This is a genomic window from Corynebacterium glutamicum ATCC 13032, from assembly GCF_000011325.1.
Taxonomy (GTDB): domain Bacteria; phylum Actinomycetota; class Actinomycetes; order Mycobacteriales; family Mycobacteriaceae; genus Corynebacterium; species Corynebacterium glutamicum.
The window spans coordinates 1058602-1075280 of record NC_003450.3; the positions used below are offsets into that span (position 1 = coordinate 1058602).

15 protein-coding genes are annotated in these 16679 nt (G+C 53.6%); 8 read left to right on the plus strand and 7 right to left on the minus strand.

The features are described from left to right. Nucleotides 1-19: 19 nt before the first annotated feature. Complete coding sequence (locus CGL_RS05025) at nucleotides 20-1330, minus strand: NRAMP family divalent metal transporter (RefSeq protein ID WP_011014042.1); 1311 nt, start codon at nucleotides 1328-1330, stop codon at nucleotides 20-22. A gap of 210 nt (nucleotides 1331-1540) precedes the next feature. Between CGL_RS05025 and CGL_RS05030 the strand changes: the two genes are divergently transcribed. Together CGL_RS05030 and CGL_RS05035 are read left to right on the plus strand one after the other, a co-directional pair. After that, nucleotides 1541-2194, plus strand: a complete 654-nt coding sequence (locus CGL_RS05030) for a GntR family transcriptional regulator (RefSeq protein ID WP_011014044.1) — start codon at nucleotides 1541-1543, stop codon at nucleotides 2192-2194. Nucleotides 2195-2303: 109 nt separating this feature from the next. Beyond that, nucleotides 2304-3548, plus strand: coding sequence for a hypothetical protein (locus tag CGL_RS05035; protein ID WP_004568112.1), 1245 nt, complete (start codon nucleotides 2304-2306; stop codon nucleotides 3546-3548). Nucleotides 3549-3606: 58 nt separating this feature from the next. Here the strand turns inward: CGL_RS05035 and CGL_RS05040 are convergent, their stop codons facing one another. Next, nucleotides 3607-5016 carry a class II fumarate hydratase gene (locus CGL_RS05040; protein ID WP_003856814.1) on the minus strand — a complete coding sequence of 470 codons (1410 nt, stop codon included), beginning with the start codon at nucleotides 5014-5016 and terminating at the stop codon, nucleotides 3607-3609. Nucleotides 5017-5334: 318 nt separating this feature from the next. Between CGL_RS05040 and CGL_RS05045 the strand changes: the two genes are divergently transcribed. Beyond that, nucleotides 5335-5826, plus strand: coding sequence for a flavin reductase family protein (locus tag CGL_RS05045; RefSeq protein WP_011014045.1), 492 nt, complete (start codon nucleotides 5335-5337; stop codon nucleotides 5824-5826). A 47-nt stretch (nucleotides 5827-5873) separates the two neighbouring features. On the opposite strand, the gene CGL_RS05050 is transcribed toward CGL_RS05045, so the two are convergent. From CGL_RS05050 to CGL_RS05060, 3 genes are all read right to left on the minus strand, one after another. Then, complete coding sequence (locus tag CGL_RS05050) at nucleotides 5874-6137, minus strand: hypothetical protein (protein WP_011014046.1); 264 nt, start codon at nucleotides 6135-6137, stop codon at nucleotides 5874-5876. 12 nt (nucleotides 6138-6149) lie between these two features. Next, a complete protein-coding gene (locus tag CGL_RS05055; protein ID WP_011014047.1) occupies nucleotides 6150-6599 on the minus strand; it encodes a hypothetical protein in 450 nt (149 codons plus the stop codon). Nucleotides 6600-6699: 100 nt separating this feature from the next. Further along, nucleotides 6700-7266, minus strand: coding sequence for an NADPH-dependent FMN reductase (locus tag CGL_RS05060; protein WP_003856821.1), 567 nt, complete (start codon nucleotides 7264-7266; stop codon nucleotides 6700-6702). Between the two features lie 242 nt (nucleotides 7267-7508). On the opposite strand from CGL_RS05060, the gene CGL_RS05065 reads away from it, so the two are divergent. From CGL_RS05065 to CGL_RS05080, 4 genes are all read left to right on the plus strand, one after another. After that, on the plus strand, nucleotides 7509-8972 hold the full coding sequence (locus tag CGL_RS05065; RefSeq protein WP_011014048.1) for an LLM class flavin-dependent oxidoreductase: 1464 nt from the start codon (nucleotides 7509-7511) through the stop codon (nucleotides 8970-8972). Further along, entirely contained in the window at nucleotides 8969-10051 is a 1083-nt protein-coding gene (locus CGL_RS05070) for an acyl-CoA dehydrogenase family protein (RefSeq protein ID WP_011014049.1), read from the plus strand. The genes CGL_RS05065 and CGL_RS05070 overlap by 4 nt, the downstream gene beginning before the upstream one ends. Next, entirely contained in the window at nucleotides 10048-11247 is a 1200-nt protein-coding gene (locus CGL_RS05075; protein ID WP_011014050.1) for an acyl-CoA dehydrogenase family protein, read from the plus strand. The genes CGL_RS05070 and CGL_RS05075 overlap by 4 nt, the downstream gene beginning before the upstream one ends. Before the next feature lie 110 nt (nucleotides 11248-11357). Beyond that, nucleotides 11358-12536: an LLM class flavin-dependent oxidoreductase gene (locus tag CGL_RS05080; RefSeq protein WP_011014051.1), complete on the plus strand. Its 1179-nt coding sequence runs from the start codon at nucleotides 11358-11360 to the stop codon at nucleotides 12534-12536. A gap of 338 nt (nucleotides 12537-12874) precedes the next feature. On the opposite strand, the gene glpX is transcribed toward CGL_RS05080, so the two are convergent. Further along, nucleotides 12875-13882, minus strand: a complete 1008-nt coding sequence (glpX, locus tag CGL_RS05085; protein ID WP_003856830.1) for a class II fructose-bisphosphatase — start codon at nucleotides 13880-13882, stop codon at nucleotides 12875-12877. A gap of 192 nt (nucleotides 13883-14074) precedes the next feature. Here glpX and CGL_RS05090 point away from each other — a divergent pair, with 192 nt between their 5' ends. Then, on the plus strand, nucleotides 14075-14647 hold the full coding sequence (locus CGL_RS05090) for a DUF4245 domain-containing protein (RefSeq protein ID WP_011265667.1): 573 nt from the start codon (nucleotides 14075-14077) through the stop codon (nucleotides 14645-14647). A gap of 88 nt (nucleotides 14648-14735) precedes the next feature. On the opposite strand, the gene CGL_RS05095 is transcribed toward CGL_RS05090, so the two are convergent. Beyond that, the gene (locus CGL_RS05095) at nucleotides 14736-16640 is read right to left on the minus strand and encodes a vWA domain-containing protein (RefSeq protein WP_020948547.1); all 1905 of its coding nucleotides are present in this window, start codon (nucleotides 16638-16640) and stop codon (nucleotides 14736-14738) included. Between the last annotated feature and the right edge of the window lie 39 nt (nucleotides 16641-16679).

The window sequence follows — 16679 nt, forward strand, 5'->3', positions numbered from 1 at the left end:
AAAATCCTTTCAAAAAACGTTAACTGCTAAGAAGATCGAAGACTCCACCGAAGGAGACATAAGCCAAGAACCATGCGATAACCAGGCCGATGACTCCCACTACGATCAGCCACACTGGGTATTTGTAACCCTTGAGGAGATCTTTTTGGCGGAAGATCGCTACGTAGATCATCAGGGTAAAGCCTACGGGGAGGACCAAACCGTTGAATGCTCCGGCGAAGACCAAGAGGATTGCTGGTGCCGTGCCGAGCACGATGAACACGGAGCAAGAAATCAGGATGAAGATGATGGTCACCCAGTTTTGCAGACGCTTCTTCTCTGGCTTGTTTTCCACCAGGAAGGTTGCAGAGGTGTAGCTGGCGCCGATGACTGAGGAAATGGACGCTGCCCACAGCACGGCGCCGAAGATGCGTAGTCCGATATCGCCTGCAGCGTGCTGGAATGCTTCCGCGGCTGGGTTGCCCGTGGTGGATAGGGTGACGCCACCTGCGACAACACCGAGAACCGCGAGGAAGAGCACCACGCGCATGAGGCCAGTGATCAGGATGCCGGTGATAGAGGAATTGGAAACAGCTTTGACGTTGTTGGGGCCGGTTCGTCCGGAGTCCAGCATGCGGTGTGCGCCAGCGTAAGTGATGTATCCACCGACGGTTCCACCCACAAGTGTGGTGATGACAAGCCAGTCGATGGTGTCAGGAAGTACTGCATTCTTCAGCGCCGAGCCAACTGGAGGTTGGGAGACGAAAGCCACGTAGACGGTGAGCAGGATCATCACGACGCCGAGGACCACGAGGAATTTGTCCAGAGCAGCACCAAGTCGCTTGAACAAGAAGATCGCAATCGCGATGGCCGCGGTGATCACGCCACCAACTTTGACGTCCCAGCCAAGCAGCGCGTTAAGCCCAAGGCCACCACCGGCGATGTTGCCGATGTTGAATACTACGCCGCCAATACAGACCAGTACGGCCAGCACCCAACCAAAACCTGGGATAACCGTGTTGCCGAGTTCTTGGGCGCGCATTTCAGAGACGCCGATGATGCGCCACACATTCAGCTGCACCGCGATGTCAATGAGGATCGACACCAGGATCGCAAATGCGAAAGCTGCGCCGAGCTGGTTGGTGAAGACAGCGGTTTGGGTGAGGAACCCTGGGCCGATGGCAGAAGTTGCCATGAGGAAGATGGCACCCATCAGAGCGCTTCGGCCAGAGGCGGTTACTGCAGCTTGCTTGAGGGATGGCGCATTGGCTTTTGCAATGTCGCCAGGCCCAGGGGTTCCAGTGCTGGCTGAGACTAGCTGGCTGTCATCGGCATTTTTGTTGTCGGCCATTGTCGCGCTCCTTTCGTGGGGGCTTTCAAAATGATTGGGGTAGATTGCACACCAATCGCAGATTGTTGAACAATCTTGGTGAGTTGAGAGTGAGTTTAGACCCAATGTGTCCTATAGCACAATCCCGCGTGGGGATTAATGGTCATCGAATATGGTCAGAGCACCCCCGCAAGTGCCTAGGTGTGTCCCCAGTCCTTTAAGATCAGTCACATGACGCAGGCAATAGCAGCATCCCTTGATTTAGCGGCTCGAATCACCGCCAAAATTGATCAAGGAGTGCTCACTCCAGGTACTCGACTACCCGAGGTTGCTTTGGCAGAAGAACTTGGCGTTTCACGGAACACGCTGCGTGAAGCTTTTCGGGTACTCATGCAAGACGGACTGGTGGATCATATTCCCAACCGTGGGGTTTTCGTGCACACGTTCACCAAGTCGGATGTGGAAGATATCTATGCTTACCGCACATTTATCGAGGTTGCTGCGATTAGGTCGGCGCGGAAAAATCCTCAGTTGCTGGAGCAGTCTTTGGGGGTAATGCGAGAGGCCTACGAAAGGGGTGCTGCAGCCAATGCCGTGGGTGATTGGCAAACTGTCGGTTCTGCCAACAGTGCTTTTCACTTGGCGATTGTGGACCTAGCAGGAGTGGCTAGGTTGTCAGCAGACGCTCGAAAAGTGTTGGCGCTGGCTCGCATCGGATTCATGGCCACCTACAACGTGGAGACATTCCATAGCATTTACGTGGAAAAGAACCATCAAATCTTGAAGTATTTGGCTGCCGGTGAATTCGAAGAGGCGGAACAATACCTCCAGAAATACTTCGAAGATTCGCGCGATGATTTGTCTGCGCACCTACCGGAATTTTGAAATTGCGATAGCATAGATGACTTGACACTGTTGCAGCAGGCGGTTTTCACCTGGCCTCTTAGGATTTGGTCAAATGGTTGCAACGACGCCAGGGAAGGAGGCGCACCCCATGGCATTTGGATTTTTTAGTAGACGTAAGAAAAAGAACAAAGACAAAAACCCGAATGAAAATTCAGCAGTGCCCGCACACTCTGAAGATTCACCTCAGGAGGTTTTTGAGGGTAATGGTCGTCAGGTAGGCGACCCCATTGAACAGCAGGTTGATCGAGATGCTAAAGGTCGTCTCACAGCGGCGGATTTCTTGCCGGACGCTGATCTGCCACAGCTGAATCGTTCGCGTGCAAATATGCTGCGCCGTGAATTGGAGTACCGTTTTTCACTCCAGAATGCCCACATTAATATCGATGGAAACACGGCCATGATTCAGCGTTCAGATGGCGGGGCAGCACATGTCTCGTTGCGCACCCTCGCGATGAATGCAGCTGGCCTTGATAACTTTGATCAACTCCCTGAACTGGTGGAAAGCTTCGTTCACGGCACGCTGGCCGATGCAACATTAAACGATCTTTCTACTGCTGACCTGTATAAAGCACTGCGCCTTCGCCTGCTGCCAACACCTGGCGAAGGCGACGATCTAGTTGAGCATGGACTCGACCGGGAAAGCCAGATCCGCGACGATTCAATCCTGCGCACCTTCACCTCTGACATGTCGATCGCGCTGGTGCTCGATACCGAGCATGCCATCCGCATCCAGCCACTCAAAGAGCTCGAGGAGTTCGATGACCTCAGCGCCCTAGAGCGGGCTGCGGACCGCAATACCTGGCAAGAGCTTTACGACGCAAACGTTGACGCTTCCTTCGTCGACGCTGAATCAGACAGCGAAGGGTCATCATTTTGGGCTTTCGAATCTAACTCGTACTACTTGGGTAGTGCACCACTGTTCCTCAACGATCTGTTGGCAAAGTGGGCACCTGACCTGGACCAAAGTGATGGCGTCATCTTTGCTGTCCCTGATCGTGATCTGTTGATTGCGCGTCCTGTGACCACCGGCGAAGATCTGATGAACGGAATCACCGCGATGGTGAGGATCGCGATGCGCTTTGGCCTCGGGAACCCGACGTCGATAAGCCCGCGCCTGCACCTGCTGCGCGACAACCAGGTGACCACCTTCACCGACTTCCGCGTCGTCTCTCCTGAAATGGAAGCTGAATGGGAAGACAGCGCGTTTGACGCGCCACCGGCCGGCGCGATCGGCATTGAGGTGCGCCCAGATCCGTATCTGATGGAGCGCCTCCAACAGGGCGGCTTTGGTGATTTCGGAGATTTCGGCAAGCCCCGCGATCTAGATATGTAGCGAAAAAGGGACCTTCACTTCTTAAGAAGTGAAGGTCCTTATTTATCGGGTTCTAGTTTTAGAACTTGTTCTCGCGCTCGGTGTGAGCCATAGCAAGAACGTCGAGGCGCTTGTCCAGCTCTTCCTCGGTGAGCTTCTCGCCATCAACCAAGCCCAAATCGATGACAGTCTGGCGGATGGTCTTGCCCTCAGCCAAAGCAGTCTTAGCCACCTTTGCAGCAGCTTCGTAGCCGATTGCAGAGTTCAGTGGGGTAACGATGGAAGGTGAAGACTCAGCGAGCTCCTTCATGTGTGCCTCGTTTGGCTCAATGCCATCAACGAGACGGGTTGCGAACACGCGGGAAGTGTTAGCCAGCAGGCGAGCGGACTCAAGCACGTTGCGAGCCATCACTGGGATGAACACGTTGAGCTCGAACTGGCCCTGGGTGCCGGAGAACGCAACAGCTGCGTCATTGCCGATAACCTGAGCGGAAACCTGGGTAGCGGTCTCACAGAGAACTGGGTTGACCTTGCCTGGCATGATGGAGGAACCTGGCTGCAGGTCTGGGAGACGGATCTCGCCAAGACCGGTCAGTGGGCCGGAGCCCATGAGGCGGATATCGTTAGCGATCTTGTACAAGGAGACAGCGATAACGCGCATTGCGCCGGAGAACTCAACAAGAGCGTCGCGTGCAGCCTGAGCCTCGAAGTGGTTCTCAGCTTCCTTGAGCTCCTTGACGTCGGTCAAGTTGATCAGTTCAGCAACAACCTTGCCGCCGAAATCAGCGGAGGTGTTGATACCGGTACCAGCAGCGGTGCCACCAATAGCCAGCTCACCAAGGCGAGGAAGAGTAGCCTCAACGCGCTCGATGCCGAGCTGGATCTGGCGAGCGTAGCCACCGAACTCCTGGCCCAGGGTTACTGGAACAGCGTCCATCAGGTGGGTGCGGCCGGACTTAACAACCTCAGACCACTCGTTAGCCTTCTTCGCCAAAGACTCGTGCAGAACCTTCAGGCCTGGGATGAGGTCATTGACAGCAGCTTCGGTTGCAGCAACGTGAGTTGCAGTAGGGAAGGTGTCATTGGAGGACTGACCCATGTTGACGTGGTCATTTGGGTGAACCTCAACGCCGTTAGCCTTCGCGATGGAAGCGATAACCTCATTGGTGTTCATGTTGGAGGAAGTACCGGAACCAGTCTGGAACACATCAATTGGGAACTCAGCGTCATGCTTACCGGACGCGATCTCCTTACCAGCTGCAATGATGGCATCTGCCTTCTCTGCATCCAGCGCACCGGAGTCCTTGTTTACCTGCGCACAAGCTGCCTTCAGCAGACCCATTGCGCGGATCTGTGCGGATTCCAGACCACGACCAGAGATAGGGAAGTTCTCAACAGCGCGCTGGGTCTGTGCCTGCCACAGAGCCTTTGCTGGAACCTTCACTTCACCCATGGTGTCGTGCTCAATACGGAATTCCTGCTCGGTCATGAAATCACTCATTTCTTACTGAGAATTAAATACGGCTGTCACAAGCTTACTCATTGTGTTGTCGCGAAACACTGGAGTCCACCCCTAGAGTGAGGTGGGTAATAGAAAGTGTGAGAAATAAGGCACAATCCACTCCTAAATGTGGGGGTGCAGGCTTGTTTAACGTCCAAAATTCGGCGGTAGGTGTACCTAAAAACAGGGGTGGGAAATACTTGGGGATTGCTCTCATCGGTTCGATATAGACTGAATTGTCTAGGTTAATATCCAATATGGAAGAAAAACTAGACAGTTAAGTAGACTGAATGGCCTACTAGGTGCATGACTTCAGCAATCACCACCGCAACTGATCTTCGCTCCGTACTGCGAAACGTACCAACCCCAATTAGCTTCATTGCAACCCACACCGATCAGCCTCTGGGCATGATCGTTGGTTCATTCGTCAGCATTAGCGCCGAACCACCATTGGTAGGCATCTTCTTGCAGAAGAGCTCTTCTTCATGGCCAGCTATCGAGCAGGCATTAGTTACCGGCCAAGAGCTAGGCATTTCTATCCTCGGCGGGGCACACGCAGACCATGTGCGTAAGCTTTCTGGCCCATCCGACCAGCGCTTTGAAAACCTTGGGTGGGCATCCACCGAAAACGGTGCGATTCACCTTGAAGGCGCTGATGCACAACTAACCACGAAACTTCATGATCTCCAGGAAATCGGCGATCACTTCTTTGCAGTTCTAGAAGTTATTGACGCTTCCGCTGACCAAGACTTCAGCTCAGCGCTGGTGTACCACCGCTCACAGGTGTCCTCGCTGTAGGACACTAAATTTTAAGAGGGCGCGTCGAATCTTCGACGTGCCCTCTTTTAAAATTCGTGGAACGCTTTGTGGTGAGTGTGGAGACTTTCCTCTTGTTCGGTGTTAAGTGGTTCGCGTCCTCTTTTCTCGCGAATGATTCTCACGTGATTGATAAAGGCAGCGGAGTCAGGGTTTTCGATTGCGGTTTTAAGCTCCATTCCGTACAGTTTTTGCTCTTCTGTTGTGAAATAATCTGTTCTGTTGCGGAAGTCCAGTCCCATAAGTTCAACCAGTGCGTCATCGGATAGGAAACCGTTAAAAGCCCAACTCATGGATTCGTCGGTCTAGGGTCTGTGGGGATCGAGGGTGTCCCATTGCTTCTTTCTTTCCCCGGAAACGTGCCAGATTCCATCCTCAAACCAGGTCACAGATGACGGTGCATCGCCAATAACGGAACCGCGGTAAGGATAGAAATCCTCTAGAGAAACAAGACCCGTCCATTCTGGGGCTGCGGGAGAAATGTGGAGATGTCCTTTTTCTTTGCTTTGAAAAGGGCTGATATCCTCCCAATCTGAACCAATGATCAGCCAGCGTTCACTAGTTGTGCTGCTCGGAAATTTTCGGATAATTACGCCCGAAAATGCCTCATCGTCGTAAGTGAATAAGCCTGGTGTTGTGGGTGTCCATGCAGGGCTTGGAGTAGAGCGATGGGCGTGTTCTGCAAGGAGTTGGATGCGCAAACGGGTGAGGATTTGGTGAAATTCTTCCAAAGGGGTGTGCGCAGAAAGCTCCAAGGGGTGGTGGGCAAGGTCTCTCGGGTGATCTTAGTGAGAATACGAAAAGAGGCGAGTCCCAATCGGGGAGCTCGCCACTTTTGTGAGGGGTTTTTAAGTTTTAGACGTTCGCAGACTCGCGAATGGTGGACATTGCCTTGGTCCAGACAACAAGCTGCTCAAGCATAGCGTCCACAGAGGAGATGCCCTGCTCGGAAGGCTTGAAGTTAGGGTATTCGAAGTCGGTGAAGATGCTCAGCAGGCCGGTCTTTTGAACGTGTGCGATCTGAAGCTCGGAAAGGATGCCGCGGAGGTGCTCAGCTGCGCGAACGCCCATTGCGGAGCCGTAGGAGACGATGCCTGCAGCCTTGTTGTTCCACTCTGCGGAGAGGTAGGAAAGGGCGTTGGTTAGTGCTGCTGGGACGGAGTGGTTGTATTCGCCGGTAACAAAGATGAAGCCATCAAATTCTGCGATCTTTGCTGCCCATGCCTTGGTGTGCTCGTTTGCATACTGGCCGTAGCCGGCTGGCATTGCTTCGTCGAGGACGGGGAAGTTGAAATCGGCGATATCAACGAGCTCGTACTGTGCATCGTTGCGCTCTTGTGCGCGCTCGAGAACCCAGTTGGCTACGTCAATGTTGACGCGGCCTGGACGGGTGGAACCGGTGATGATGGCGATCTTGCTCATGGTGTACTCCTCTAAAAGTTAATTAAGTTGATGTATCAACAACTTGACGTACCTAGCCTATGTTAACTTTCCGCGTCATGCAAGCGCTTTGGGATTCCAGTCTATTTCTCAAGGTCAACAGGGTGGGGGAGTCGTCGAGGTTTTCATTCAGGGTGAATGCTCTCCTTGTTTCAGATGTTCAACGCTCCATAAAGTAGACCGCAATCTAGACAAAGATGTCTATTTTAATTAAGGAGCAGAACATGGCCACGGCCGAGAACACAACACAGGAGAATCGGAAAATCCTGTTCAACGCATTTGATATGAACTGCGTTGCGCATCAGTCCCCAGGACTGTGGACACACCCGAAGGATAAGGCGCGAGACTACAACACTCTTGATTACTGGGTGCACCTTGCCAAGACTTTGGAGAAGGGCCTTTTCGACGGCCTTTTCATCGCAGATGTGCTTGGAACTTACGATGTTTATGGTTCTAGTAATGAAGCGGCGTTGAGCAGTGGTGCGCAGGTGCCTGTCAATGATCCGATCCTTCTTGTTTCTGCGATGGCCTATGCCACAAAGAACCTCGGGTTTGGCATTACTGCAGGTACTGCCTATGAGCACCCGTATCCTTTTGCGCGGCGTCTGGCCACACTTGATCACCTGACTAATGGGCGTGTGGGGTGGAATGTGGTTACTGGCTATCTTCCCTCTGCTGCTCAAAACATGGGTGACACCGATCAGCTGCCACATGATGAGCGCTATGACAAAGCAGATGAATACCTGGAAGTGATCTACAAGCTTCTCGAGGGCTCCTGGGAAGACGATGCTGTTCAAAACAATACGGAGACGAGTGTCTTTACGGACTCCTCCAAAGTGCACGCCATTAATCATCATGGCAAGTACTTTGATGTGCCGGGCATTGCCATCACTGAGCCGAGTGTGCAGCGTACGCCGGTGATCTACCAGGCGGGTGCATCGCCGCGCGGATTGAAATTCGCTGGTGAGAATGCAGAAGCAGTGTTTATCAATTCCAGCACCGTGGAGGCAATCACCAAGACTGTCGCAAAAATTCGCGCTGCTGCGGTCGCTGCGGGACGTGATCCACATGCGGTGAAGATCTTTGCGATGCAAACCATCATCACTGGTGAAACAGAAGCAGATGCGCAGGCAAAGCTGGAGGAATACAGTCGCTATATCGATCCTGTCGGTGGTCTGACCTTGATGTCTGGATGGACCGGCGCGGATCTGTCGCAGTATGACCTGGATGAACCGATCACCAATATTGAGTCAAACGCTATTCAGTCCACTGCAGCCACCATTAGCAACGGCACCGGTGAAGGTGCGTGGACGGTACGCAAACTGGGTGAGGCAACCGGCATCGGCGGCTTCGGACCAGTGCTTGTGGGATCTGGCGCTAACGTTGCCGCGGAACTTGCACGCATCCAGGATCTCAGCGATGTTGATGGTTTCAACCTTGCTTATGCCATCACCCCAGGAACTTTTGAAGATGTCGTGGACTTTGTGGTGCCTGAGCTGCAAAAACTTAGCCGCTACAAGACGGAATACGCGCCGGGTTCCTTGCGCAACAAATTGCTCGGTAAAGGTGATCGCCTGGACGATACCCACCGCGGCGCAAGCTACCGCCTAGGCGCTCGGAACTCCACCGCCACTATTGATCTCAGTTCCATATCCGCCCAACTAGTTTCCCAGGGAGCCCACTCATGATCTCACCGCAAACAATCATCGACAATCTTGCTCCAGTCCTCGCGGAGATCGCAGCAACGGCTGCGCAGCGCGAACAGGATCGAGAATTCAGCCGTGATTTGGCAAAGCAGCTTAGTGCCGGTGGGTTCACTAAACTCCGCATTCCAGTTGAATTTGGCGGTTTGGGTTTTAGCCTTCCAGAAGCATTTGAGGTGCTGGTGGCAGCGGCCGCTGCAGATTCAAATATCGCGCAGGGATTGCGGCCTCACTTCTTGGCAGTGGAGAGCTTATTGATCGCTCCTTATTCAGAGCACCGCACCAAGTGGCTGCGAAAAATCGCTGAGAAAGGCGTGGTCATTGGCAATGCGTTGACTGAAGTGGGAAACAAGCCAGGTGAGCTGAAAACCAAGATCCGAAAGGAAGGCGAGTCTTACGTTCTCAGCGACACCAAGTTCTATTCCACGGGCAGTCTTTACGCCGACTGGATTCAAGTACATGCGAAAGATGAGGAAGATCAAGATGTTTTCGCCTTTGTTGATCGCGACGCATCAGGCGTTGTTTTGGTGGATTACTGGGACGAATTTGGGCAACAACTATTTGCCTCCGGAACCAGCTTCTTTGAAAAAGTCGTGGTAGATCCACTGGACATTGTCACCCGTGATTACACCGCACCCAGCGCTTTCCAGGCGCTGGCGCAGTCACATCATTTGTCTACGTTGACTGGTATTTCGCAGGCAATCACCCGTGACATTGTTACCTATGTACAAAACCGCACCCGTATTTTCAGCCACGGAAGTGGTGACCTTCCACGCTTTGATCCGCAGGTGCAACAGGTGGTGGGTGAGGTGAAAGCCAAGTCGTATGCAGTCGAGAAAATCTTTCAGGGTTTCGCACAAGAACTGGATCTTGTCGTCGATAAGGCAAAAGCCGGCACTGCTACGGAGGTCGATCTGGCCGCTGTCGACCTGAGCGCCTACCAAGCCCAGTTAGCGGTGGCACCTTTGGTGCTGAGCCAGGCCACCCAGGCCTTTGAGGTTGGCGCAGATGCCTTAAACGGCGGCCACGTGGCTGCCCAATACACGATCGGATCCTTGTCATGAGCCAAGAAATTTTGAGCCATTTTGCACCCGCATTAGAGCGCATTCGAAGCGGCGCCGTCGAGCGCGAACAGCAGCGCGCCTTGCCAGTGGAAGAGATTAAAGAGCTGGTAGAGCTAGGTTTTACTGGGCTTCGAGTGCCCGAAGAACTAGGCGGTGCGGGCGCTTCCCTGGAAAGCGTAGTTGAGTTACTGATCGAGATCGCGGGCGCCGATTCCAATATCGCCCAAGCCCTGCGCGGACATTTTGCCTTCGTGGAACTACTCCTGGAAGCGCCGGAGAGCGAATTCCGCACCCATTGGCTGCGCGAAGTCGCCACCGGAAGACTTGTGGGCAACGCCGAAAGTGAGAAACGCGGCGTTTACGGCGATCCGCAGACCTTCATCGATGAGGTGGAGACTGAAAACGGACCGATTTTCGTGCTCAACGGCACTAAGTTTTATACCACCGGCACCTATTTTGCGGACTACACCTGGACCACCGCGCTGCTGCGCAACCTCAACGGCCAAGAAACTTTGGTCAGTTTGCCGGTCGATCTGCACGCGCCGGGCGTGGATGTTGTTGATGATTGGAGCGGGTTTGGGCAAAAGCTCACCGCCTCTGGAACGACCACGTTTAAAGACCTGGAGGTGGATCCGCGGTGGATCATTCCACGCACTGATGCGCCCACGCTGGTGTGGACGTATCTGCAGCTGAGCCTGCTGACCGTGCTGGTTGGCAGTGCCGCAGCAGCTGTCGATGAGGTGGTTGCCCGCGCCCAATCCTCCACCAGAAATGCGTGGAACCCTGGCGTCGAGCGCCGCAGCGATCCGGCCGCAACCATAGCGATCGGCGACGCACGCAGCCGAGTCACCGTTATTCGTGGAGCGCTTCTCGACGCCACCCGCCACGTTTCCAACGCCGCCACGATCGTAACCCCCGAAGCCTTCAACGAGGCGGACGCTATTGTTGCAGCGCTCTGGCCCATCGTCTCCGGACAAGCTTTGGTGGTGACATCCAACGTTTTCGATGCGGTGGGTGCATCTGCAGTGCTTGGTGAGCATTCCATTGATCGCCACTGGCGCAATGTGCGTACCGTGTCCTCAAACAACCCGGTGTTCCTGGCCAAGAATGCAGTGGGGGAGTATGCCCTCAACGGCACTCCTGTGGGTACCAACATTGGTAAAGCACTGAGCCGTCCGGTGAGCCTAAGCAGCTAGACGTGTGATTTCGCTGGTTTTTAGATGGTTTTCAAGCCAGCGAGACCACATTAGTTTCACGCTGGTTGAAACCTTTGAGATCAATATAGACCGTGTGGTCTACTCGAGGAATGAGTGAAAACAATCCCACTACCTTGCACTGGTTCCTACCCACCTATGGCGATTCTCGCGGAATCACAGCCGGCGGGCATGGCTTCGGCTTCCACTCCGGAAGCCGGACAGCAGACCTCGATTACCTCTCCCAAATTGCCCTGGCCGCTGAACGAAACGGTTTTGAATCCGTCCTGACTCCCACTGGATTGTGGTGCGAAGATGCGTGGATCACCACCGCAGCGCTGCTGTCTAGGACATCAAAACTGAAATTCCTCGTTGCTATTCGACCAGGCCAAGTTAGCCCCACCATCATCGCGCAGCAGGGTGCTGCCTTCCAGAAATTCTCAAATAACCGCCTGCTCATCAACGTCGTGGTGGGTGGCGAAGACCATGAACAGCGCGCTTTCGCTGATTATTCTTCCAAAGAGGAGCGCTACCACAAGGCTGATGAAACCTTAGAGATCATCGATCACCTATGGAACAGCGCAGAACCTCTAAATTTCCAGGGTGAATTCCTCAGTGTGGAAAACGCGGTATTGAAGGAACAGCCCGAGGTTTCCCCACCGATTTACTTTGGCGGATCCTCACAACTCGGCATCGAAATCGCAGCCCAACATTCCGATGTTTATCTCACCTGGGGTGAACCTGCGGAAAAGGTAGAGGAGAAGCTTGCCCGGGTGCGCGCCGAAGCAGATAAGCGAAACCGCGAACTAGACTATGGCATCCGCCTGCATGTCATTGCTCGACCAACTGAGGATGAAGCCTGGTCAGTGGCTCAAAATCTTCTTGACCAACTTGATCAGGAAGAGGTTGCCCGCATTCAGGAAGGGCTTGCGCGTTCTCAATCGGAAGGTCAGCGTCGCATGACGGAACTTCATGGACAAGGGGCAGCATTCACAGCAGGAGCAGATGCTCGCTCCCTTGAAATTGCACCGAATCTCTGGGCAGGTGTTGGGCTAGTCCGCGGTGGCGCCGGCACAGCGTTGGTGGGTTCCTATGAGCAAGTCGCGCAAGCAATTTTGCGATACCGCGATATTGGTCTGAGCCACTTCATTTTCTCCGGCTATCCACATTTGGAGGAAACCTATCACGTGGGCGAAGGAGTGGTACCTGAGCTCCTCAAATTGGGTGTTCCGGTGAACAACCATGAAGAACAACGCAACGACGTGGTAGCGACTCCGTTTATTTCCAGATAGATCACGGATCGGCTGCTTTAGCAGAGGCAAAAGCCGGGATTCAGTTGGTGCGGCTTCCAGAGGTTGTCACAAACCGTCTTATATGACCAACGGCCAGGAGATGTGAGGTTGGTCGGTCACCTAGTTTGGTCGGTGCTTGGACGCCAGAAAAACTGGCCGGGCCCCACCAAAAGTGACCTCTCAGATTCGCCTCTAAGCGCCCAAAGCCCTGAACCATACAAATACTCAATCTTGATCTTCGACCTCTTAAATCGCATTTGCACTGGCATCCCTCGTAGGGATCCCCAAGCAAAAAACCGCCGACCACAATGGCCGGCGGTTTTTCGAACTAAGAGCTCTTAGGTCGCGGTGGTGTAGTCAACCACGGAGTATTCCTGCAGCTTGGACAGCTGGTGGACAGACTCGATGTGGCGGATGGTGCCTGACTTTGCGCGCATAACCAGGGAACGGGTGGTTGCGCCGTTTGCGCGGTAGGAAACGCCACGGAGCATGTCACCGTTGGTCACACCGGTTGCCACGAAGTAGCAGTTGTCGGAGCTCACCAGATCGTTGGTGTGCAGAACCTGATCAAGAACCAGACCAGCGTCGTGTGCCTTCTGGCGCTCGAAATCGTTCATTGGGGCCAGGATGCCCTGGATTTCGCCACCCATGCACTTCATGGCGCACGCAGTGATGATGCCTTCTGGGGTTCCGCCGGTGCCCATCATGATGTCCACGGAGTTGGAATCCTGAGCTGCTGCAACTGCACCTGCAACGTCGCCGTCGGAGATGAGACGAACCTTTGCGCCTGCACGACGAATGTCTGCGATCAGTTCGATGTGGCGAGGACGGTCAAGCACGACAACGGTGACGTCGGAAGGGTTGATTCCCTTGGACTTTGCCACCGCGTTGATGTTGTGGGCAACTGGAGCTTCGATGTCGATCTTGCCTGCGGCCTCAGGTCCCACGGCGATCTTCTTCATGTAGAAGACGGAGGATGGATCGTACATGGTGCCACGCTCTGCAGCTGCGAGAATGGAAATTGCGTTGGGGCGACCCTCAGCCATCAGGGTGGTGCCGTCAACTGGGTCAACTGCGATATCAACCTCAGGTCCAAAGCCGGTTCCGACCTCTTCGCCGTTGTACAGCATTGGAGCTTCGTCTTTTTCGCCCTCGCCGATAACAACGACGCCCTTCATGGTCACTGAGTTGATGAGCTGGCGCATGGCGTCAACAGCGGCACCGTCGCCTTCATTCTTCATGCCACGTCCAACCCAACGTCCAGAAGCCAGTGCAGCTGCTTCCGTAACTCGCACCAGCTCCATAGCAAGGTTACGGTCTGGCGTTTCGGGGTTCTTTAGGTTCATCTGAAGGGCCTCCTGGGGCACTTGATCTGACCTGGTTACGTGGGTTGCACGTATCTAGGCGCATTATAAATGTATCGGCGCTTGGGCTGTATCAACCCGCACGTCATCTATTGTTGCACTTTTGTGCCCGGAATTTTGGATTCTGGACACCCAAAAGGGGGTTTCGTACCAAACTCGTGACATACTAGGCGGGTGGCTGAGAAACGACCGAAAATTTTTGATGGCAGTCGAGACATGATTATCTCGTTGGTAGTCTCCGCGATCATCATGTTGGTAGCGGTGGGATTCACGGGAATGTGTTCTTTCAATACAGGATCCCCTGAAAATGGGCAGGTACCTGAAGTTGATGCTTCCACTTTTATGTCAATGGAAGCGCGCGCAATGACTGATCATGCAACTAGGTTGCCGGAAACTCCTGAAGGCTGGACCACAAATTCAGCTCGACGCACCATGGTGGATGACACCCCGGCATCTGTAGTTGGATATGTCACCGCAGATGAGGGCTATATTCAGCTCACTCAAACTGGTGAAACCGTTGAGGATGCTGTGGCTGGTTATGATACTCGCTGGCGTGATCTTTCTGAGTCTTATGATCTTGATGGCCACGACGTGGGAATTTACACCTCACAGGAATCTGATGTGCGTGATCTGCGTGTGATGGATCTGGGCGATGCCCGCGTCATGGTCTCGGGTGCTGCTACCGATGAAGAATTCAATGATCTGCTTCGCGCAGTTGCGAATTCGGAGCCACTGCCTACCAATTAAGAATTGGTCGAACCACCAAAGGTTTGTGAATTAAATATAGAAAGTCCGGTGACTCTACACAGTCACCGGACTCTTTATCTTTTAGGGCTTAATTCTTTCTTCTCAGCGCAAAGATCAAACCAATGATTATGCCTAAGCCAATGACACCCAGCCCAATCCACACGATGGGGAAACTGCTTGAGTCTTCTTCTGTTGCCTCGGAGATTTGTTCATCTTCCGCAACATCTGATGGGGGGGTGGAGGTGCTTGGGGTTGCTCCCGTCAATGAAGCGAAAACCGGTGGGTCAACAGGGTCTCCAAACGCTTCTGCCACGAGTTCATATTCCAATGTGGGCAGCTGATCAGTTGCGGATACATCTTCATCTTGACCACTTGGTAGGTATGTCACTGCGAGGTATTGGGTGCCACCTTGCCATGGGCTCCTTAGCGATATGCCTTGAGAACTTTTCTCGAACAAATTTGCTGCACTCACTGGGGTGAAGAATCCAAAAGTTTTGAGCCCGTTGTCGTCCGCATATGACGTATCTCTATTGGTGAGCTCTATCTCTGCCCGGTTTGGGCTGAACGCTTGGATATAAAGATGCGTGCCAAGCGCGGAACTGTCGATTTGGTCAAAAGTTGTTTCTACAGCTGCGCGCAGTTCTTGGCCGTAGTCGACAGGCAGCGCATAGAAGTGGGTTTCTCCTGGAACGATGATGGAGGAGACTTTCTCACCTGCGGGATCTAGATCAGCGGCCGATGTGAACCACTGGCCAGGTGTGACAGGGTGTGCCTCTGATGCTGCAGCCTCGGTAAGATCGACGGAGCTATGTTCCTCTGTGACATTTCCGATTGTTGATTCATCTACTTTTCCGAAGCGCTCGATGGTGATTTCCGTTGGAATGTCCTGCCCGTTGAGGTAATCTCCGCTTCTAGAAATTTCGAGGTAGATGGCATCGGTGTCACAGTTGTTGGTGCCCACTTCTTTTGATGCAACGGACGCGTTTTGGATTCCGCGTACACCAAGGCCGGGCTTGAAATTATCAAATGAGACCCGAGTGCACCGACCACGCAGGCCGTATTGTGGAGCCTCTTCAGTATGGAGTTGGGCTTCAAGCTTGATTCCGCCTTGCCCCATGGTGAGTACTGTTGGGTCGGTAACTGTGTTGGCAGAAACTGAGATGGTTTCACCTGGCTCTACAGGGATTTTCCAAAAGCGGGATTCTTGTGGCAGGTCGGTGAGGAATAGTTCTGTATCCTCATCAATTTCTACGGCTGCGCTTTGTTCCGATGCCCCATCAATTTTTGTCACATCGGAGGTGTAAGAGTTGTATTGCCTACTGGCGGCTCGTGTCAGCGCATCGGTAAGGCTCTGCGCGTCGGAAGCATCCGCGTAAGTGCCACCACCGACTCCAGCGATGCACTCCAGTTCTTCGCGCGCTGCTGGATCAACATTTAGTCCGATGGTGTTGATAACCAGGTTGATTCCACTTTGAGCCAGTTCTTGGGCTACTTCGCAGACATCCGGTGGGGTGCAGTTGGCGATGCCATCGGAGACCAACACAATGTTTCCGCCTTCGGGGAGCTCGGCGGCGGTATCGGTGAGTGCTTTGCCGATGGGGGTGAAGCCTCGAGGCTGCAGGCTGTTGATCGTGTCAATTAAGGTGTCTGCATTTCCTCGGGAGGGGCCGCCAAGGATGGTGACGTCTTGGCATCCCATCTCAACGTCTGCTTCTGTTTCGCCGGTGTTTCCGCCGTAGTAGGTCAGACCTACGTCGGTGCGGTCGGAGATGTCATTAATTAACTGAGTGGAGGCTTGTTTTGCTGCATCGATACGGGTCTGTCCGCCGGCATCTTGAGCTGTCATGGAGCCTGAATTGTCCAACACGATCATCGTCGGAGTTTCATTGGCTTGGGCTTTGGCTACTGGGGAAAGCGAAAACGCCAGCGCAACTATGAAGGCGCTGGCGAGTGCTTTTCGTATGCTGAGACGCTTGCTGAGAGGCTGAGACACTGTGGCTCCTAAAAAGGGGGCTGAAGGTGTTTCAAAATA

What these genes read in the sequence shown, in the direction of transcription:
- CGL_RS05030 (WP_011014044.1), top strand. Translation starts at nt 1,541, where the DNA reads ATGACGCAGGCAATAGCAGCATCCCTTGATTTAGCGGCTCGAATCACC.
- CGL_RS05025 (WP_011014042.1), bottom strand. Translation starts at nt 1,330, where the DNA reads ATGGCCGACAACAAAAATGCCGATGACAGCCAGCTAGTCTCAGCCAGC.
- glpX (WP_003856830.1), bottom strand. Translation starts at nt 13,882, where the DNA reads ATGAACCTAAAGAACCCCGAAACGCCAGACCGTAACCTTGCTATGGAG.
- CGL_RS05065 (WP_011014048.1), top strand. Translation starts at nt 7,509, where the DNA reads ATGGCCACGGCCGAGAACACAACACAGGAGAATCGGAAAATCCTGTTC.
- CGL_RS05075 (WP_011014050.1), top strand. Translation starts at nt 10,048, where the DNA reads ATGAGCCAAGAAATTTTGAGCCATTTTGCACCCGCATTAGAGCGCATT.
- CGL_RS05080 (WP_011014051.1), top strand. Translation starts at nt 11,358, where the DNA reads ATGAGTGAAAACAATCCCACTACCTTGCACTGGTTCCTACCCACCTAT.
- CGL_RS05040 (WP_003856814.1), bottom strand. Translation starts at nt 5,016, where the DNA reads ATGACCGAGCAGGAATTCCGTATTGAGCACGACACCATGGGTGAAGTG.
- CGL_RS05050 (WP_011014046.1), bottom strand. Translation starts at nt 6,137, where the DNA reads ATGAGTTGGGCTTTTAACGGTTTCCTATCCGATGACGCACTGGTTGAA.
- CGL_RS05070 (WP_011014049.1), top strand. Translation starts at nt 8,969, where the DNA reads ATGATCTCACCGCAAACAATCATCGACAATCTTGCTCCAGTCCTCGCG.
- CGL_RS05045 (WP_011014045.1), top strand. Translation starts at nt 5,335, where the DNA reads ATGACTTCAGCAATCACCACCGCAACTGATCTTCGCTCCGTACTGCGA.
- CGL_RS05035 (WP_004568112.1), top strand. Translation starts at nt 2,304, where the DNA reads ATGGCATTTGGATTTTTTAGTAGACGTAAGAAAAAGAACAAAGACAAA.
- CGL_RS05060 (WP_003856821.1), bottom strand. Translation starts at nt 7,266, where the DNA reads ATGAGCAAGATCGCCATCATCACCGGTTCCACCCGTCCAGGCCGCGTC.